At 61.4% G+C, this 19,150-nt stretch carries 18 protein-coding genes; 11 read left to right on the forward strand and 7 right to left on the reverse strand.

Features of this window, described 5'->3' with window-relative positions:
* Nucleotides 1-90: 90 nt before the first annotated feature.
* The 7 genes from G5193_RS00060 to G5193_RS00090 all read left to right on the forward strand — a co-directional run bounded on the left by G5193_RS00060 (nucleotide 91) and on the right by G5193_RS00090 (nucleotide 9,192).
* Nucleotides 91-4,080, forward strand: coding sequence for an amino acid adenylation domain-containing protein (locus tag G5193_RS00060; protein ID WP_421204645.1), 3,990 nt, complete (start codon nucleotides 91-93; stop codon nucleotides 4,078-4,080).
* A complete protein-coding gene (locus tag G5193_RS00065) occupies nucleotides 4,077-4,946 on the forward strand; it encodes a hypothetical protein (RefSeq protein ID WP_421204646.1) in 870 nt (289 codons plus the stop codon). Before G5193_RS00060 ends, G5193_RS00065 begins: the two co-directional genes overlap by 4 nt.
* Nucleotides 4,947-5,213: 267 nt before the next feature.
* Entirely contained in the window at nucleotides 5,214-6,302 is a 1,089-nt protein-coding gene (pdhA, locus tag G5193_RS00070; RefSeq protein ID WP_064338306.1) for a pyruvate dehydrogenase (acetyl-transferring) E1 component subunit alpha, read from the forward strand.
* A complete protein-coding gene (locus G5193_RS00075) occupies nucleotides 6,295-7,281 on the forward strand; it encodes an alpha-ketoacid dehydrogenase subunit beta (RefSeq protein WP_021231077.1) in 987 nt (328 codons plus the stop codon). Before pdhA ends, G5193_RS00075 begins: the two co-directional genes overlap by 8 nt.
* On the forward strand, nucleotides 7,278-8,378 hold the full coding sequence (locus G5193_RS00080) for a dihydrolipoamide acetyltransferase family protein (RefSeq protein ID WP_421204647.1): 1,101 nt from the start codon (nucleotides 7,278-7,280) through the stop codon (nucleotides 8,376-8,378). The genes G5193_RS00075 and G5193_RS00080 overlap by 4 nt, the downstream gene beginning before the upstream one ends.
* A gap of 208 nt (nucleotides 8,379-8,586) precedes the next feature.
* Nucleotides 8,587-8,796, forward strand: coding sequence for a cold-shock protein (locus G5193_RS00085; RefSeq protein ID WP_005302803.1), 210 nt, complete (start codon nucleotides 8,587-8,589; stop codon nucleotides 8,794-8,796).
* 90 nt (nucleotides 8,797-8,886) lie between these two features.
* Nucleotides 8,887-9,192: a hypothetical protein gene (locus tag G5193_RS00090; protein WP_421204648.1), complete on the forward strand. Its 306-nt coding sequence runs from the start codon at nucleotides 8,887-8,889 to the stop codon at nucleotides 9,190-9,192.
* Here G5193_RS00090 and G5193_RS00095 read toward each other — a convergent pair.
* Nucleotides 9,179-9,427, reverse strand: coding sequence for a TIGR02647 family protein (locus G5193_RS00095; protein ID WP_005334209.1), 249 nt, complete (start codon nucleotides 9,425-9,427; stop codon nucleotides 9,179-9,181). The genes G5193_RS00090 and G5193_RS00095 overlap by 14 nt on opposite strands.
* 73 nt (nucleotides 9,428-9,500) lie before the next feature.
* Nucleotides 9,501-9,674: a hypothetical protein gene (locus G5193_RS00100; protein WP_421204649.1), complete on the reverse strand. Its 174-nt coding sequence runs from the start codon at nucleotides 9,672-9,674 to the stop codon at nucleotides 9,501-9,503.
* Here G5193_RS00100 and G5193_RS00105 point away from each other — a divergent pair.
* Nucleotides 9,673-10,227 carry a hypothetical protein gene (locus G5193_RS00105; RefSeq protein ID WP_227340850.1) on the forward strand — a complete coding sequence of 185 codons (555 nt, stop codon included), beginning with the start codon at nucleotides 9,673-9,675 and terminating at the stop codon, nucleotides 10,225-10,227. The two genes, G5193_RS00100 and G5193_RS00105, sit on opposite strands and share 2 nt — an antisense overlap.
* Nucleotides 10,228-10,383: 156 nt before the next feature.
* Complete coding sequence (locus G5193_RS00110) at nucleotides 10,384-10,776, forward strand: DUF2750 domain-containing protein (RefSeq protein ID WP_227340849.1); 393 nt, start codon at nucleotides 10,384-10,386, stop codon at nucleotides 10,774-10,776.
* Between the two features lie 94 nt (nucleotides 10,777-10,870).
* Here the strand turns inward: G5193_RS00110 and G5193_RS00115 are convergent, their stop codons facing one another.
* The 5 genes from G5193_RS00115 to G5193_RS00135 form a co-directional block, all read right to left on the reverse strand.
* Nucleotides 10,871-12,721 carry an extracellular solute-binding protein gene (locus G5193_RS00115; RefSeq protein WP_216979081.1) on the reverse strand — a complete coding sequence of 617 codons (1,851 nt, stop codon included), beginning with the start codon at nucleotides 12,719-12,721 and terminating at the stop codon, nucleotides 10,871-10,873.
* Nucleotides 12,722-12,850: 129 nt separating this feature from the next.
* Nucleotides 12,851-13,744, reverse strand: a complete 894-nt coding sequence (locus G5193_RS00120) for an EamA family transporter (RefSeq protein WP_216954125.1) — start codon at nucleotides 13,742-13,744, stop codon at nucleotides 12,851-12,853.
* A 126-nt stretch (nucleotides 13,745-13,870) separates the two neighbouring features.
* Nucleotides 13,871-14,617 carry a DNA-binding transcriptional regulator YciT gene (locus tag G5193_RS00125; protein WP_421204650.1) on the reverse strand — a complete coding sequence of 249 codons (747 nt, stop codon included), beginning with the start codon at nucleotides 14,615-14,617 and terminating at the stop codon, nucleotides 13,871-13,873.
* A gap of 94 nt (nucleotides 14,618-14,711) precedes the next feature.
* Entirely contained in the window at nucleotides 14,712-17,156 is a 2,445-nt protein-coding gene (locus G5193_RS00130; protein ID WP_421204651.1) for a formate C-acetyltransferase/glycerol dehydratase family glycyl radical enzyme, read from the reverse strand.
* A gap of 4 nt (nucleotides 17,157-17,160) precedes the next feature.
* A complete protein-coding gene (locus G5193_RS00135; protein WP_421204652.1) occupies nucleotides 17,161-18,057 on the reverse strand; it encodes a glycyl-radical enzyme activating protein in 897 nt (298 codons plus the stop codon).
* 128 nt (nucleotides 18,058-18,185) lie between these two features.
* Between G5193_RS00135 and fsa the strand changes: the two genes are divergently transcribed.
* Nucleotides 18,186-18,839, forward strand: coding sequence for a fructose-6-phosphate aldolase (gene fsa / locus G5193_RS00140; protein ID WP_421204653.1), 654 nt, complete (start codon nucleotides 18,186-18,188; stop codon nucleotides 18,837-18,839).
* 125 nt (nucleotides 18,840-18,964) lie between these two features.
* The gene (locus tag G5193_RS00145; RefSeq protein WP_227340845.1) at nucleotides 18,965-19,144 is read left to right on the forward strand and encodes a hypothetical protein; all 180 of its coding nucleotides are present in this window, start codon (nucleotides 18,965-18,967) and stop codon (nucleotides 19,142-19,144) included.
* Nucleotides 19,145-19,150: the final 6 nt, after the last annotated feature.

Here is a 19,150-nt window from a genome sequence, read left to right on the forward strand (position 1 = left end):
CTTTATGGAGGAGGCCTGGCCTCCTCGCTTTTCAGCCATGCGGGCAGGGGCAAGCCGCTGCCCGCTCGATGTTTGCGCAAGGACATTCCCATGGAACAGACAATGGCGATGCGCGCCACCCACCAGCGTGGTGAGCACCCACGCTGGCCACTTACCACCGCTCAGGCGGGCATCTGGTTTGCCCAGCAAAAATACCCGCAGAGCCCCGCCTGCAATACCGGCGAGTACTGGCTGTTGGAGGGGGCGTTGGCTCCCCATCACTTCACCCGTGCGGTGCGCCAGACCATCGACGAGATCCCCGGTCTGCACTGCGCTTTTGTGGCCACTGCCGATGGCCCGCAAATGGTTGCCAATCCCGCTTGCTGGCAGCTGGCAGAGCGGGATATGCGCAGCGAAGCCGACCCGCTCGCAGCCGCGAAGGCCGAGATGCGTGCGCAGTTGGCCGCCCCCTTCAATCTGGCCGAGGGGCCGCTGTTTGCCACCACCCTCTATCGCCTTGGCGAGGGGCGGTGGGCCTGGTTTATCGCCGTGCACCATATCGCCATCGACGGCTTTGGCCTGAGCCTGCTCTGCCAGCGGGTGGCAAATTGGTATGAGGCGCTCTGTGCCGGCGAGCAGCCAGCACCCTGCCGTTATGCGACCCAGCAGCAGCTGCTGGCCGAAGAGGTGGCCTATCAGGATTCGCCGCGCGCCGCGCGGGATCGCGATTTCTTCACCCAACAGCTAGCTGGGGTGGAGAATCCTGCGTCGCTCTCCCGCCGCTCGGCGCAAGGGCCGGGCCCCACATATCGTCTTGAGCAGCGGCTGGCTGGCCGCCAGTGGCAGGCACTGGTAGAGCGGGCGAGTCGCTCGGCCTGTCACCCCTACAGCTTGCTGCTGGCGGCAGTGGCCAGCTATGTGCAGCGAATGAGCGGCGCTGGCGAGGTGGTGCTGGGTATTCCGCTGATGGGGCGGCTGGGCTCAGCGGCGGCCGATACCCCTTGCATGAAGGTCAATGTGGTGCCCCTGCGCATCGAGCTGAGCGGCACCAGCCGGGTAGGGGAGTTGCAGGCACAGGTCGAGCGGCAATTTGCCGCCCTGCGTCGTCATCAGGGCTGCCGTCAGGAGTGGTTGCAACAGCGTCAGCCGGGCCAGCCGCTGTTTGGCCCTCAGGTCAATCTGATGCCCTTTGCCCGTACCCTCAGCTTTGGTGAAGGACACAACCAGGTTCGTGGCGAGGTGCAGGTGCTGGCGGCGGGGCCGGTGGAGGAGTGCGCCTTCTATTTTGCCGAGGAGGCAGGCGCGATGACCCTGACCCTCGAAGCACATCAGGGGCGCTTCAGCCAACAGGAGAGCGAACGTCATCTGGCCCGGCTAGTAGCCTATCTGGCGGCCTGGAGTGAGGCGGGTGACGAGGCCCTGGCAGTGCGCTTGCCGCTGCTGCTGCCCTGTGAGCAGGTTGAGCTGGCGCGCTGGAACCAAACCGACCATCCGTTGCCGACCACCACCCTGAGCGCACTACTGGCCGAGGGGCTGGCGGCGGCAGATCAGAGCGTCATCGCGCTGGAGTGTGGCGCCGAGCGCTGGAGTGTGGCCGAGCTGCGCCAGCGTACCCGCCAGCTGGCCAGCTATCTGGCGGGGAGGGGCGTGGGCCCCGGTTGCCGGGTGGCGGTGGTGATCCCGCGCTCTCCCGAGCTTATTCTCGCCCAGCAGGCTATCATGGCGGCGGGGGCCGTCTATGTACCCGTTGATCCGGACTATCCGGCGGAGCGGATTGGCTACATTCTCGCCAGCAGCGATCCTGCGCTGGTGCTGACCAGTCATACGCTTCAGATGCCGCTCGACGTGGTCGCGCCACTTGTCTGCCTCGATGCCCCCGGTGTGGCAGAGCAGCTGGCGACGCTAGACGTGGCGGTGATAGCACCTTGTGAGCTGCCAGCCCTCAAGCCGGAAGATGCGGCCTACATCATCTACACCTCCGGCTCGACCGGTCGGCCCAAAGGGGTGGTGGTGAGCCATGGCGCCATCGTCAACCGACTGCTCTGGATGCAGCACATGTATCCCATCGGCCCGGCGGATCGGGTGCTGCAAAAGACCCCGGCCGGTTTCGATGTCTCCATCTGGGAGTTTTTCTGGCCCTTTATGACCGGGGCGCGGCTGGTGCTCGCCAAACCGGGCGGCCACAAGGATCCCGCCTACCTTGCCGAGCTGATTGAGCAGGCCGGGATCACCACCTTGCACTTTGTCCCCTCCATGCTGCAGATCTTCGTCGCACAAGCCGAGCCTGCCCGTTGCTGCGCCCTGCGGCAGGTCTTCTGCTCCGGTGAGGCGCTGTCCGCGGATCTGGTGCAGCGCTGGTATGGGACATTCTCCGCCCCTCTGCACAACCTCTATGGCCCGACCGAGGCGGCGGTGGATGTCACCTGGTATCCCTGCCGGGCAGACGAGGCGGTGACCAGCGTGCCCATCGGCTATCCGGTCTGGAATACCAGCATCCACATTCTCGACCCCTGGTTGCAGCCGGTGCCCCCCGGGGTGGCAGGCGAGCTCTGGATCGGCGGCGTGCAGGTGGCAGAGGGCTACTTTGGCCAGCCCGAGCTCACCGCCGAGCGCTTTATTGCCAACCCCTTCGGAGCGGGACGGCTCTATCGCAGCGGCGATCTGGCCGCCTGGCGCGAGGATGGCGCCATCGAGTATCTGGGGCGCCTCGATTTTCAGGTGAAGATCCGTGGCCAGCGCATCGAACTGGAGGAGATCGAGCAGGTGCTGCTGCGCCATCCCCGGGTAGCGCAAGCGGTGGTGCTGGCCCCCGAATTTGCCCCCGGCGATCGCCGTCTGGTGGCCTATGTGGTGGCCGCAGATAGCAGAGATCTGACGCTGGCCGAGCTTACACCCGCCCTTGGCGCTGCCTTGCCCGACTACATGGTACCGGGGCTCCTGGTAAACCTGGCCGAACTGCCGCTTACCCCCAATGGCAAGCTGGATCGCAAGGGGCTGCCGCTGCCCGACATGGCGTCGGCGGTGGGTCAGTCACTGCCGAAAACCTTGCTGGAGGAGCGGCTCTGTCGCCACTTCGCCGAAGTACTGGGGCTGGCGCGGGTCGGCGCCGACGATAACTTCTTTGCCCTCGGCGGCCACTCCCTGCTGGCAGCGCAGTTGGTGGTGCGTATTGAGGAATCAATAGGACAGGGTCTCACTCTGGCCAGCCTGTTCGAAGCACCGAGCCCTGCCCAGCTGGCGCGCCGTCTTGGCGGCGAGCGGGAGGCCATGCCCATGCTGTTGCCCTTGCGGGCGCCCGGTGCGCAGTCTGGCACATCGTGCCCCACCCTCTTTTGCGTCCATCCCGCCGGCGGGCTCGGCTGGTGTTATGCGCCACTGGTGCCCCATCTGCCGACCGACATGGCCGTCTATGCCCTGCAGGCACGGGCGCTCTGCCAGCCGGATGCACCGCTGCCCGCCAGCTTTGACGAGCTGGCCCTCGACTATGTGACTGAGCTGCGTCGTCAGCAGAGCGAGGGGCCCTACTGGTTGCTCGGCTGGTCGCTCGGGGGCATGCTGGTGCACCGGATGGCCGCCATGTTGCAAGAGCAGGGACAGGAGGTGGCCATGGTGCTGCTGCTCGATGCCTACCCCTGTCAGCAGTGGCAGACCCAGCCGTTGCCCGACGAGCAGCGGATGCTCGATGCGCTGCTGCGGATGGGGGGGATTGCGGTTGCGGACGAGGCGCTCGACTCCCTTACTCGGGGCGACGTGGTGGCCAGGCTGGGAGCGGAGGGGAGTGCGCTGGCCATGCTCGACGAGCAGGTGGTGAGCGCCATGATTGAGCTGGTGGGCCACAACAACCGGCTGATCCGTCAGCCGGTCGACTACTGCTACCACGGGGAGGTGATCTTTATCGAGGCGTCAGCTTCCCGCCAGCCCTGGCTGGATGGACGTGGCTGGGAGCCGCTGACAAAAGGCGAAATCCGCTATGAGCGCTTCCCCTGTCTGCATCAGGAGATGGTGCATCCCGACTGGTTGGCGAAGATCGGCGCTTTTATTTGTGAGCGGGTCGATGGGGTCGGGCAACAACCGCACATCCGGCAGGAAGGGGATGCATGACCCCGGTTGCCGCCATCCGGGAAGCCTTGCAGGCGGGCAAGCTGGTGGGGCTGGGGGAGCCGCACTGGCACCCGGATTTTATCCGGCGCCAGCACGCCTGGCTGTGTGATCCGGCGCTCTGGGGAATCATGACCGATCTGGTGCTGGAGTGCGGCAACCGCCGCCATCAAGGCTTGCTCGATGCCTGGCTGGCGGGTGAGGTGCGCTGGCAAGGGGAGCCGCTGACGCTGGCGCGGCTCTATCCGGTCTGGCTCGACTCCTGTGCCTTTCCCGCTTGGATGGCCCCCGAGTTTCCGGCTCTCTTTTCCGCTCTGCGCCAGAGCAATCTGGCGCGCCCTGCACATATGCGGCTGCGAGTGCATCTCTGCGAGCCCTCGTTCGAGTGGCAGGAGATGAGCCCGGAGCGATGGCAGCAGCACAACAGGGGGCGGGATCAGGCGCTGGCCGACTATCTTCTTGCACTTCCCGCCCGCGGCGTGGTGGTGTTGGCTGGGGCGCGCCATCTGCTCAAAGCCGCAGGGGATCCCCACTTTGCGCAGCCGACGCTGGGTCAGTTGCTGGAGGCGGCAAGGCCGGGTTGGCTGCAGGTGCTTCACCCCTGGCCAATGGCTGATGGAAAGGGAAATGAGGAAGAGGAGCGGGTGTGCGAGCTGGCCGGGATCGCGACTGCCGACCTCTATCCCCACTGGCCGACGCATCCGCCGCTGGAGACTCTTGTCGACAGGTTGGTGCGCGTGGCTGACCGGGGACGGGAGATGCGAATTTGCCCCACCTTGCTGGCCGAGCCTTGGCGCAGCCGCTTGTTGAGTCGCGCTCACTTGCTGCCAGCTGGCATGGCCCGCCAGCTGCAACATTGGCTGGCGTAACTGCTGGTTGGCGTAACCGCTAACTTGAGTAACAGAAGGGGGAGTAGGCTCCCCTTTTCAATATTTGGCATCCTGCATTCAGTGCTGCAAAGTTGCACCATTTACGGCATACCTTGCCACGCATCGCCGAAAATTCAGCTCCTTCGCTACTTTAAAGAAGTTTCTACTGGTCTTACCTGAGTAAATTCTTTTGCTTTTTATTTAACAAGGTATTTACATCTAAGTGTCACCAGCATCGGTGACGCCTACAACGGCAAGGAGCCAGTTATGACCCATGTCGACATCCCTTTCCTTCGTTACCTCGATGCGGAAGGGTGCCCGGTCGCCACCTTACCGACCTGGCTGGACAAGGCGATACTGCACACCTTTTACCGCAATATGGTGATGGTGCGCAGCTATGACAAAAAAGCGATAGCGCTGCAACGAACCGGCAAACTCGGTACTTTTCCCTCCCATCTCGGCGCAGAAGCCGTGGGGATTGGCATTGGTCTCGCCATGCAGCCGCAGGATGTCTACGTCCCCTACTATCGGGACATGCCCACCCTCTATGTGCGGGGCGTACCGATGGAGAAAAACCTGCAATATTGGGGCGGTGACGAGCGGGGCAGTTATTTTCTCAAACCCGATGGGACCCCCTCTGAAGATCTCCCCATCTGCGTCCCCATCGCCACCCAGATCACCCACGCTTGCGGTATTGCCTCGGCCTTCAAACTGCGTAATCAACCGCGCGTCGCCGTAGTCACTATCGGCGACGGCGGTACCTCCAAGGGTGATTTTCTGGAGGGGCTGAACTGCGCCGGTGTCTGGCATCTGCCGATGGTCATCATCGTCAACAACAACCAGTGGGCCATCTCGGTGCCGCGCAAGCTGCAATCGAGCGCTCCTACGCTGGCCCAAAAGGGGATTGGTGCAGGGGTGCGCAGCCTGCAGGTGGATGGCAACGATGTGGTGGCGGTCTACGATGCCGCGCGCAGTGCCGTCGAACGGGCCCGCAGCGGCAAGGGGCCGACCCTGATAGAAGCGGTCAGTTATCGTCTAGGCGATCACACCACGGCCGATGATGCCACTCGCTATCGCGACGGGGCCGAGGTCGAGGCCGCCTGGGCGAAAGAGCCGGTCAAGCGGCTGCGCCAGTTTATGCATAGCAAAGGGTGGTGGGATGAAGAGCAGGAGCAGAGCCTGCTGGCGGAAGCCACCCGAGAGGTGGAGCAAGCGGTCGCCCGTTATGAGGCGATGGCACCCCAGCCACCGGAGGCGATGCTCGATTATCACTACGCCAGCCTGCCCGCCGAACTCTTGCCCCAGCGCGAGCGAGTCATTGCCAAGGGGATGAAGCAGGAGGTTGGCCATGAGTGAGATCAGTTTGCTGGAAGCGGTCAACATGGCCCTTCACTACGAGATGGAGCACGACCCTGATGTGGTGGTACTCGGCGAGGATGTGGGAGTCAACGGCGGGGTGTTTCGCGCCACAGTGGGACTGCGCGATAAGTTCGGTTTCAAGCGGGTGATCGACACGCCGCTGGCCGAGGGATTGATCGCCGGGGTGGCGGTTGGCATGGCCACTCAGGGGCTCAAGCCGGTGGCTGAGTTCCAGTTTCAGGGTTTCATCTTCCCCGGGATGGAGCAGATCATCTGTCAGGCGGCGCGGATGCGAAACCGCACCCGTGGCCGCCTCTCCTGTCCCCTCGTCTATCGCTCCCCGTATGGCGCGGGCATCCATTCGCCGGAGCATCACAGCGAGAGTGTCGAGGCGCTGTTTGCCCATATTCCCGGGCTGCGGGTGGTGATCCCCTCCAGCCCGAGACGCGCCTATGGCCTGCTGCTATCGGCCATCCGCGATCCGGATCCCGTGATGTTTTTCGAACCGGACCGCATTTATCGCTCGATGAAATCCGAGGTGGTGGATGACGGTGTCGGCCTGCCGCTGGATGTCTGCTTTACCCTGCGCCCGGGCCGGGATATCACGGTAGTGGCCTGGGGAGCCTGCATTCAGGAGGTGATGCGGGCGGCGAACCTGTTGGCCGAGCAGGATATCCAGTGTGAGGTGCTGGATCTGGCCACCATCAAGCCGCTGGATATGGAGACCATCCTCACCTCGGTACGCAAGACCGGCCGGTTGCTGGTGGTACACGAGGCGTGTGGCAGCTTCGGGGTCGGGGCCGAGATTGTGGCGCGGGTGACCGAGCAGGCACTCCCCAGCCTCAAGGCGCCGCCCAAACGGCTGACCGGCGTGGATGCAGCCGTTCCCTACTATCGCAACGAAGCGTATTACCTCATCACCGAGCAGGATATCGCAGATGCGGCTCATCAGCTGATGGAGAACCAGTGGCTATGAAATTTTTCAAATTACCGGATCTGGGTGAAGGGTTGGCCGAAGCCGAGATCGTCGAGTGGAAGGTGAGTGCCGGTGATACCGTTGCGGTCGATCAGGTGCTCTTGTCGGTGGAAACGGCCAAGGCGCTGGTGGATGTACCCTCTCCGGTAGCCGGGGTGATTGCCCGTCTCTGTGGCGCTGAGGGGGATATCCTCCATATCGGTGCGCCGCTGGTGGAGTTCGAGGGGGGCGAAGATGATGGCACCGTGGTGGGCAAGGTGAGCGCCCATCAACAACATATCGAGGATCACTTCGTGGTGGGGGCCATTGCCCCGGGTGGCACGCTGGTACAAGCCATGCCAGTGGTGCGCCTGCTGGCACAAAAACTGGGTCTGGATATCGACCGGATCAAGGGAAGTGGCAGCGGCGGCATGGTGACCGAGCTGGATGTGCAGCAGGCATTCGAGTCACAGCAGAGCAGCGGCAACGAGTTCCTCAAAGGGTCGCGGCGTGCCATGGCCAAGGCGATGGAGCTCTCTCATCAGACTGTGGTGCCGGTCAGCATCACCGATGAGGTGGATTTGCGTCACTGGCGGCCTGATGAGGATGTGACGGTGCGCCTTATCAAGGCCATTGGCGTGGCGTGCCGCGCCGAGCCCTCGATGAACGCCTGGTTTGATGGCGACACCCTTTCACGGCGTCTGTTCAAAGAGGTCAATGTAGCCATCGCGGTGGATTCAAAGCATGGCCTTTATGTGCCGGTGATGGAGAACGTGGCCGAGCGGGAGGGGGCGGATATCCGGCAGGGGCTGGATCGGATGATCGCCGATGTGAAGGCGCGCGCCGTGCCGCGCGAGATGTTGCAGGGGGCGACCATTACGCTCACCAACTTCGGCGCCATCGCAGGCCGCTATGCCAGCCCCATCGTGACGCCGCCGCAGGTGGCCATCATAGGGGCAGGCAAACTGTTCGAAAAAGTGGTGTTCATCCATGGTGAAGCGCGTCCCGTCAGAGCATTGCCGCTGTCGATGACATTTGACCACAGAGCCTGTACTGGCGGGGAGGCGGCTCGTTTTCTCAAAGCGCTGGTCGAAGCGTTGGAAGCAGCGACCTTATAACAGTTTGTGCCCTGCCGTTGGCAGGGCACAAATTTGTTTGCGTAATCTACAAAGCCACGTATAATCCAAACCAGCTTGAAAGGGCGATAGTTATGTCAATGAATACGATGTTTCACATCTTGTCCTGTTGTTCATAAGTTAATCCCGTTTTTTGAGCTTTACCCGCTGAAAAGCATAAGTAATTATTTTGAATACAGGTTTAAAAGATATGTCTAACATGATCACCGGTACCGTTAAGTTTTTCAACGAAACCAAAGGTTTTGGCTTCATCCAGCAAGAAAACGGCCCGGACGTTTTCGTTCACTTCAGCGCCATTCAAGGTAACGGTTTCCGTACCCTGGCTGAAGGTCAGCGCGTACAGTTCTCTGTGACCCAAGGTCAGAAAGGCCCGCAGGCTGAGAACGTAACCGCTCTGTAATTCTTACAGAATTTAAGAAAGCCGTGGTACCTCTGGTGCCACGGCTTTTTGTTTATCTGGCTTCTGCTACTGACTCCCATGTGCTGAATCATGCTGCTATCGCTCTTGCTTGCTGCCACCTTGACTCCGACTTCAGATACGCCGGTACCGGTTCAATCCGCGATGGAAGCGCAGGTGATCTGCCAGCAATTTGTCCAGATCCGGATGGGCACTGCACAGCAACCTGATGAGGTGAATGCGCGACTGGTCCCTGAAAGGGAGGGGGAGTGGCTGGTGGATGGTAAAGTAAAAGGACCCGAAGGTCCTTTGCTGTTTGCCTGTCATCTTCACCAAGGGGAGCGCTGGGAGCTACTCAACTTTTCACTTTGGGCACCACAGCCGATCAAAGTGGTTTGAGTGCGACCAGTAGATGTTGCAGGTGTTCAACCATGGTCATGCCAAACGGGGTGAGATAGCCGCCATCTTCTGCGCTGATGAGCCCCTGTTGATGCAGACGGGCTGCCGCCTGGCACAACTCTTCAGACATATCGCTGCGTAATTTAATCCCTAGGCTCATGTTGGCCGGATCAAAGCATGCCAGTATTTTCAAATCGTTCACGAATTCGTTAGAAACCTGGTCGATCCCAATCATGGATTTACTCCTTACGCTAAAGATGTATGCAAACTAGCATCCCCGGATCCACTTTAGTGGGCGCTGGCTCAAATTATTGATCTTTGGCTGGATGCTGCGTTTCAAATGCTGTTTTTTTCGGCGTAATCAGATGGTTGGCTGACAGCTTCGTCAAGGGGCGAACCGGGCCAAACGTGGTAGGATAGGGGAATTCTTTATATCGGACGGTCCATTGGCGGCTGTTCGCCCAGTCCAAGGTATTGCTCATGGTCAAGATCACGCTGGTATCCCTGCTGCATTCACACACCGCCACTTTCCCTGTTTACCCAGTCTCCTTGCTGACCTCCTTGTTGGAGGGCCATGAGGGAGAGGTGTGGCTACCTGCCCGCAAGGGGGGCGACATTACCCATCTTCGCAAACATGCTAAAGGGGCTCGCGCCCGCGAGCTGGCAAATCTCGATGCTGGTTGGTGCGATTTTATATCTGGTCAGGAAGGAGCGACTGCGGAGCTGGATGCGTTGGCCAACTACGACACCGAGATGATGGATAACCTGCAGATGTACTGGCATAGCGCGGGCAAGATCAACAGCCCGATCACAGATAATTTGTTCGAACTTCGTCGCGAAGTGGTGGATGAGGCCCATGGCGAAAAGCTTGCCGCTCTCTGGGAGCAACAACAACAGCAGCGATTTGAACAGTTGATGAAAAGTGCGGCTGACGGTCGGGATCAACTCTGTTTCGTCGAAGTAGAGTCTGCCTACTGGCTGCGACAGAAGTTGAGCGAGCAACCTGATGTAGAGCTGATCACCCCGACCTTTTAATCAGGTCTGGAAGGTGGGTGAGACGTTTTATTCGCCGCCCTGCTCTATCCTTATGAGCGTTGCTGTTTCCCCGACGGGAGTCAGGAGGCGGCAAGCTGGACAAGCTGACCACAAGATGTGAACATGGCGCCCTTTATCGAGAGAGAGACTTGGCCAATGAGCTATGAACTGAGCGATACCGAGCGCAATGCCGCGCTGCAACTGAACGCTGACTACCGTTACGATCACTTCATCAGCAAGCTGGTCGAGCATGAAGAGCTGTTCGTCCTGACTGACGAGCATGGCGTCATGATGCTGACCACCGACGATGAAGATTGCATCCCGGTATGGCCGCACCCGGAGTACGCCAAGGCGTGGGCCGAAGGCGAGTGGGCCGATTGCAAACCACAGTCCATCACCCTCAAGGTGTGGCTGGAGCGGTGGATTGACGGCATGGAGCAGGACGAGCTGTGTGTTGCCGTGTTCCCGACCCCGGATCAGGAAGGCATCGTACTGGAGCCGGCTGACGTGGCTGACGCCATTGCCGAGAAGCAGGCCAAACGCGGCTGATCACCGAGCTATTCGCAACACCGGTTGCCAACAAAGACCCCGCTATCTGGCGGGGTCTTTGTTTTAGGTCTGTTTGCCAAACGAGTTGTGGCTATCAGGGCTGGCGATAGGTGGTGTCGATGATGGGCTCGGCCGGGAAAGTCTTGCCACTCTTGATGGCTGCCCTGGTCTCGGATTTTAGCTCTTCATCGATCCACAGCAGACCGCCATAGCTGTAACCGCTGTTGTCGCCACCGAGTGGCCAATAGAGCTGCTCGCTCTTGGGCGTTGCTGGTACTTTTGGCAGTTTGATCCAGCGCCATGCCCCTTCCCGGGTGTAGGGCACCTGATACGCAGGCACGAAGCTGGCCAGCTCATAGAGCCGCTGCTGGATCTGCCGTGACAGGGCCGCTTTTTTGGCAAAGTCGAACTCCTTGTCATACTGCTCCACCAAGGCTGTGATGGCGTCGTCATCGATGTTCATGATGTTGTTGGTCTGGGGCTTGTTGGCGTTGACCTTGTGGAAGAACTCCCAATAGGCGGGATAGCGGCTACCCGCCCAGGCCATCCAGGCGCTCTGGTGCTTTTTCTCCAGCATCGATTTGAAACCGGCCGATGCATCCATCAGGTTGAGCTCCAGATTAAGCCCCGCCTTTTTGGCCTCTTCCCGCAGCAGTGTGAGCCGCTGGGCGTGCTCTGCGGTGGTGTAGGTGATGGCGAGGGTCAGTGACTGCCCCTTGTCGTTTTGAAAAATCCCCTGCGGCCCCACTTTGTTAAAGCCTGCCTTGGAAAAGTATTCCCGTGCCAGTTTGGGAGCGAACGGACGGGCCTTGATCTCGCTGTTGGTAAACTCCCCCTGACCTGAGCCATAGCTGTTGAGGCGTTGGTAATCCCCCCGCAGCAGGGTAGCGAGCATTCTGTCGAAATTGAGGGCATGCTGGATGCCGAGGCGAACATCGAGATTGCGCAGCAGCGGATCGGCGGTGTTGAGATAGAGCCCCATCGGCGGTTGCGGGGTCTGGTTGTAGAACCAGCGCCGCTCGATATACCCCTTCTCGAACTCGGCGGTGTTGGTCTTGTCGTGCCACCAGTTGGGGATCACCAGCGGGAAGCTGTCGAGATCGCCGCGCAGGAAGTGCTGCCAGGCGATGTTCAGATCCCTGAGCACCTTGATCTCGATCCGCGCAGGATTGAAGCGATGCTGGAAGTAGCGCTCGTCATCCCCCCACCAGTTTTCAATCCGCTTGAAGGTGACCGATTTGCCCTTTTTCACCTGATCGATCTGATAGGGACCGGTGACCGGCAACACCTTCCAGTTGTACTCCTTGACCCAGTTGGCGGTGAGCTTGATGGCATGGCTCGGCTCCGGGCTGATGGGCAGCGATTCGAGCAGATCCTGGCGGCTCTTTTCGGTGCCGCTGGTGATGGCCAGGGTGTGATCATCAAACTTGGTGATGTCTGCTATCTGGGTGCTGTAGTAGTTGTTGTACCAGGGGTCGTTGATCTCCTTGCTGCGCATCATCTTGAGGGTAAAGAGCCAGTCATCGGCGGTGACCGGCTGGCCGTCTGACCAGCGTGCCTTGGGATTGATGCGAAAATAGAGGGTCTTGTTGTCGGCGCCGAAGGCCCACTCGTTTGCCAGCATTGGCATGGGGTTGCCGGTGACGGGATGAGTGCTCAGCAGTGGCAGGTTGGTTTCCCGCACGTAACCGGCAAAGCCGCCGTTGGAGTCGGGGCCATATTTGCGCAGGGTCAGGGGGAAGCTGGTCATAAAGGTGCGAAAGGTGCCGCCGCGTTTGGCGGCCGGATCGGCATAGAGAGGGTCCTGGTTGTTGCTCTCCCACTTCAAGTCAGCGGGCAGTGTGGCACTCCAGCCAAACGGGCTCCAGCACAGGGTCAGGGTGATGGCGGTGGCGCGAATGATAGGGGGGAGGCGGCGCCCCCCGGCGGTGATGGTCGATGGCATGTCCTTGCTCTCCTGAAGTCTGCTTCCTGCAGATCACACACTGGTGATGTCAGTCCCGATGGGGACTGGCTCATCATGAAAATTTTATCCTGTCAGGTCAATGAAATAGCGTAAATGGGCAGGCGCTCATCATGTCGCTCTCTGTGGTTTGAACCAGCGCAGTCGGCTACCCAGCAGATGGACCACAAAGCCGAGCAGCACCAGAGCTGAGCCCAGCCACTGCAAGGGTGTTGGATGTTCATCGAGCAGCAGCGCTGCCGTGACCATGCCGACACAGGGGATCAGCAGGGAGAGCGGTGCCACCTGCGCCACCGGATAGCGCATCAGCAGTCGTCCCCACAGGCCGTAACCCAGCCAGGTCGCGACATACGAGAGATAGAGCACGCACAGCAATCCCTGCCAGCTGAAGTCGCGCAGGCTGCTGGCCATCAGCTCCGGCCCTTCGAACAGCCAGGAGAGGGCGAAAAATGGCAGGATGGGCACCAGACCGCCCCAGGCGATCAGGCTCGGCAGCGTGGTCTGGTAGCGCAGACCAATCTGGCGATTGATGACGTTGCCAAGGCCCCAACAGGCGGCGGCACACAGCGTCAGGATAAACCCGAGCAAGGTCAGGTTGCCTTCACCGTGAGTGGCGATGAGATAGAGGCCGAATCCCGCCAAGGGCAGCGCCACCCAGTGGTGGGATTGCCAGCGCTCCCCCAGCCAGATCATTGCAAAAAGCAGGGTGAACACCACCTGGGATTGCAGCACCAGCGAGGCCATACCTGCGGGCATGCCGAATTTCATGGCACTGAACAAAAATGCGAATTGACCGAGGCTGATGGCGCCGCCATAGGCCAGCAGCCAGCGCCAGGGCATGGCGGGTTTGGGTACCAGCAAGATGGCGGGGAAGACCACGCCGATAAAGCGCAGCGCACCCAGCAGCAGTGGGGGGATCCCCTCCAGCCCCCACTTGATGGCCACGAAGTTAAGCCCCCAGCAGAGGATGACCAGAGCGGCCAGAAACTTGTCTTTGGTGTGCATGCGGTGTCCTTCGGTCTGTGGCCTCTGCCATGAGAGGCCAAAAGAGGACGAGCATACCCCCGCCAGGGTGGGCGCCGTCAAGCCGACCGGCGGGGGAGCAACCCGGCAACGGGGGCCAGGTGCGATTCAGGCAGAGACGCAGTGCACTGTGATGCCGCGTGCGGCCAGGGTGGCCCGCATGGGGGCGGGCAGGGCATCGTCGGTAACCAGCACGTTGATCTGGCCCGGCGCGCCAAGCTGGCTCGGGTGGATGGCGCCAAATTTGCTGCTGTCGGTGATCACCACATTGGTCATCCCCTTGGCCAGCACGCTGTTGACCACGTCGGCCCGCATCATGTCGCGGCCGGTAAAGCCCACCTCGGGGTGAAAACCGTCGACCCCGATAAAGGCCTTGGAGAAGTGTACCTGCTCGATACACAGGCGCGTCAGCGGCCCCACCACGCTTTCGCTCTGATGCTGGAACAGCCCACCGAGCAGTACCACCTGAGCCGGGGTGTCTTTGAGCAGATGGGCGATATAGCTGCTGATGGTGATGATGGTGACCCGTTTGTGCAGGGCCAGATGGCGCGCCAGCATGGCGTTGGCGCTGCCCCCTTCGATAAAGACCGTCTCGCCATCGTCCACCAGCTGGGCGGCCCGCTCGGCGAGGCGCTCCTTGAGCAGGTAGTTGATGTTCATCCGGGCATCGGGGTCATCAGTCTCCAGCGCCATGGCCGAGCCGTGTACCCGTCTGAGCAGCCCCTGTTTCTCCAGCGCGGTGAGGTCGTTGCGCACCGTCACCTCAGACACGCCTGTGTGTTGGGCGAGCTCACTCACGCTCATCTTGCGAGACTGATGGACCAGAGTGAGGATCAGTTGGTGGCGTGGATTCATGGTGCGCTCACATAGAAGGTGGTAGATAGCGGCAAGCCACCCAAGGGTGGCTTGCCAATCATATGACGTCACAGGCGCCATGGGGTGCGCCCCGTCAGAGACTGTGCTCGGTGCGGGCGATGATATCATCTTGCGCATCCGGGGATAAGGCGGTGAAGAAGGCCGAATAGCCCGCCACCCGCACCACCAGATCCCGGTATTGATCCGGATGGGCCTTGGCCGCCAGCAGGGTTTCGCGCGAGACGATGTTGTACTGCACGTGCCACCCCTTGTGTACCTCGAAGAAGGTGCGCAGCAGGCTCATCAGCTTGGCTTTGTCCCGCTCGTTCTCAAGGCTGGCCGGACTCAGCTTCTGGTTGAGCAGCACCCCGCCGAGGATCGCCGCTGTGGGCAGCTTGCCGATGGAGTTGAACACCGCCGTCGGGCCGAGACGATCCGAGCCCGAGGAGGGGCTGGCCCCTTCCGCCAGCGGGGTGCGGGCGTGGCGCCCATCCGGGGTGGCCAGGGTGGCCGCACCGAACGGCACGTTGGCGGAGATGGAGGAGGTGCCGGCGTAGTAGGTGCCGCCGATGGGGCCGCGCCCGAAGCGGGTGTTGTGCAGCCTCTTGAGCTCGTCGATGTAGCTCTGGTAAGCCTGCACCAGCAGCAGATCTACCTCGTCCAGATCGTTGCCGTATTTGGGGGCGGCATTGGTGAGGCGCTGGCGCAACTGCTCCCCCGCCAGCCCGGCAAAGTCTTGCTCCAGCGCGGCAGCCAGCTCTTGCTGCCCCACCACACCCTGTTCGAACACCAATTTCTTCAGGGCCGCCAGACTGTTGCCGAGGTTGGCAATCCCCACCTGCAGACCGGATACCCAGTCATAGACGGCGCCCCCCTCCTTGATGGTTTTGCCGCGCTCGATGCAGTCATCCACCAAGGTGCTGCAGAGGATGTCGTGGGCCTGCGCTTCCAGCACGCTGTCGACCACGCAGTCGATCTCGATGGATTTGCGGGTGAAGTAGCGCACCTGCTCATCCCAGCGGACCATCACCTCGTCAAAGTTGCCAAAGCTCCCGTCTCGCAGCGATTGGGTTTGGGGCAGGAATACCTGGCCTGTGGTGGCATCGCGACCGCCATCGAGGGAGGCCAGCAGGATGCGGGCGAAGTTGATAAAGCTCATGCCGGTGCAGCGGTAGCCCCACTTGCCGGGCACGGCGGTCTCGATGCAGCCGATGGCGGCGTAGTGGTGTGCATCCTCCGTGCTCACCCCGAGCTTGATGAACTCGGGGATCACCACCTCGTCGTTGTTGAAGGCGGGCATGCCAAAGCCGCAGCGGATCACCTGAATGCAGGCGTCGAGGAAATCCTCGCTCATCCCGGCGTGGTAGCGCACCGAGAGGTTTGGCTGGGTGGAACGCAATTGGCCGCAGGACTCCAGAATGGCGTAGGAGAGGCCGTTGACCGCGTCATGGGCTGCGCCATCGCGCCAGTTCTGGCCGCCGATGGTGACGTTCTGGTAGAGGGGGCTGCCGGCGGAGGCCTTGGAGTGGGTGCCGGAGCGGATCTTGTTTACCTCCAGCAGTTTGAGCCAGCACCCTTGCAGCAGCTCGATGGCGCGAGGGCGTGACAGGGATTCTGACAGCTCCACCTCGCGGCGATACCAGGGGTAGAGGTATTGATCCATCCGGCCAAACGACACCGAGTGGCCGTTGGATTCGATCTGCAGGATGAGCTGGATGAAGTAGCAGAGTTGCAGCGCCTGCCAGAAGGTCTCGGGAGGCTGGTGGGCGATGTGGGCGCAGTTGAGCGCTATGGTCTCAAGCTCGCTTCGGCGCTCGGGGCGCGGTTCTTGCACAGCCATGTCGCTGGCCATCTCGTGGGCAAGAGTGGCGTAGCGCGCGATGTGATCGCTGACCGCATCCAGGGTGATGGCAACGGCGTGCAGGAACTGCTCACGTTGCAGATCGGCCCAATCCGCCAGATCCAGCCGACTGCGCCGCTCGGCCACCTTGGCCTTGAAGCCATCGAGACCCAGCGTGAGCAGCTCCTCATAGTTGACCGCAAGGTGGGCATCCCCCGAAGTCATGTTGCCCTCGGCCTTGATGATGCCGCTCTCCAGCAGCGCTTTCTGCTCGTCAGTAAAGAGGCCGAAGCAGCGATCCTGCACCGTCTGGCCGCGCCAGAAGGGGGTGAGGGCGTGGATGATCTCCTTGTCGGTTTCGCTGACTGCAAAACCGGCCCCGGGTCTGTCCGCCAGCTCGTCTATTTCCTTCTCAATCCAGCTCACTGTGTATTCGGGAAACAGCGGCGCCGCCCGCACCTGACTGGCCTGATTGCCGACGATAAGCTCCTCGTGCTTGATCCAGATGGAGCGTTCCTTGAGGTGATGGGCCAGCGCCAGCGCGCGGCGCACCGGCAGCGGCCGGGCGAGATGAGCCTGATAGGCCTGCGTGTAGTGGCGGGCACGCTCGGTGCAAACCGGTGGCTGAACGATGTGGATCAGGCTCTCTTTGTGGGCGCGGATCCGCGGGCTGAGGGTATTGAGGTCGAGCTGGGTCATGATCTTATCCTCTGGTCACAGGGGTCAGCCCCTGACGTTGGGCGTATGCGTGGGCAAAGTGGAGTAAATCGGGGTCGTCAAACGGTGTCTCAGGCGCCTGATAGGGCAGATCCAGCAGGGCATATTTGCCCATCCCCAGCGTGTGGTAGGGGAGGAAGTGGATCTCCTGCACCGTGCCGAGGCTGGCAGCGGTGTCGGTGATGGCTTCGATCGACGCGTGGTCGGCATTGAAGCCGGGAATGAGCGGCACCCGGATCTGCATCGGCACGCCGTGCTCGGCCAGGCGTTTGAGGTTCGCGATGGGCAACTCCACCTTGCCGCGGGTCCAGTTGAAGAAACGCTCCTTGTCCACGTGTTTAAGATCCGTCAGCACCAGATCCAGTGAGGGGAGGCTTGGCTCAATCTGGTGCCAGGGCACATGGAGGCAGCTCTCGACCGCGGTGTGCAGCCCTTCTGCCTTGCAGCGGGCCAGCAGGGCGGCGGCAAAGTCGGGCTGCATAAACGGCTCGCCACCGGAGAGGGTGACGCCACCGCCGCTGCGCTCGAAGAAGGGGCGATCCCGCAGTATGGTGTCCATCAGGGTGTCCAGCGTTTCATCGCGGCCGCACACCTGCAGCGCTTCGCTCGGACAGAGGCCGCGCAGCCGTTCCATATCGTCGGCCTTGAGGGCAGAACGGCTGAGCTGGATGCCCTCGCTGTCACGCAAGATTGCCGGACAAGCCTGGCTGCAGAGCTGGCATCCCTCGATGCACTGGCGCCGGTCGAGTAGTATGTCCGGCTTGGGAGAGCGGCTTTCCGGGTTTTGACACCAGCGACAGGCCAGCGAGCACCCCTTGAGAAACACCAGGGTGCGAATGCCGGGGCCATCGTGAGTTGAATATCGTTGCAGGTCGAAAATCATACCGCCTCCTTTTGTATTTGCATTCTATTTGCTTTCATTCGAAAGTTGATTTGATTTCGATCAAGCTGTTTGCAGATGTTTTCTCGCTAGAATGGCGACATATTGAACATCCCGTTAAGGAGTTAGAGATGGAGCTGTATCTCGATACCGCCGATGTGGCGGCAGTGCGTCGCTGGTCACGGATCCTGCCGTTGGCCGGTGTCACCACCAATCCTTCCATTACCGCCGCCGGGGGATTGCCGCTCTGTGAGCTGCTGCCCGCCTTGCGCGATGTGCTGGGGCCCAAGGCGCGCCTGTTTGCCCAGGTGATGGCCAAAACCGAAACCGAGATGGTGCGCGAGGCGTTCGCTCTGCGTGAGCTGGACCCGGATCTGGTGATCAAAATCCCGGTATGCGCAGAGGGGCTGGCGGCCATCAAGAGCCTGACCGCCAACGGTGTGCCGACTTTGGGCACCGCTGTCTATACCCCGCTGCAGGGTTGGCTGGCGGCGGTGGCGGGGGCAGAGTACGTGGCGCCCTACGTCAACCGGCTGGATGCCCAGGGGGGTGACGGCATCGCCACCGTGCAGGAGCTGCAACAGCTGCTTGCGCTGCACGCGCCGAACAGCAAGGTGCTGGCGGCATCGTTCCGTACCCCGCGCCAGGCGCTCGACTGCCTGCTGGCGGGTTGCGAGTCCATCACTCTGCCGCTCGATGTGGCGGAGCAGCTGATGAACGTGCCAGCGGTGGATGCGGCGCTGGTGAAGTTCGATCAGGATTGGCAGCGCGCTTTCGGTCGCTGATTGCCTGATTGCAGTGACAGATGGGGGAGGGTGAGGAGACGCAGGAGGGGATTGGGATTGACCGACTAGACTTGTAATAGGCAGTCAGATGCGCTGGCTGCCTTGCGATCTACCGGAGGTATCCCATGAGCGACCATCTGCTGCTCCCCCATGGTGAAGATCTGCGACGTGCGGTGCGCTGGCTCAGTGAGCACCACCAGTACGATATCGCCGCCATCGAAGAGGCCAGCCAGCGTTTCGATCTCTCGCCGCTGGATGAGGAGTTTCTGATCCGGCACTGGCTCGATAGCCAGCGCCAGTCGTGAGGACAG

Origin of the sequence: Aeromonas sp. 601027 (genome assembly GCF_049174455.1) — a bacterium.
In the GTDB taxonomy this organism is placed as follows: domain Bacteria; phylum Pseudomonadota; class Gammaproteobacteria; order Enterobacterales; family Aeromonadaceae; genus Aeromonas; species Aeromonas veronii_A.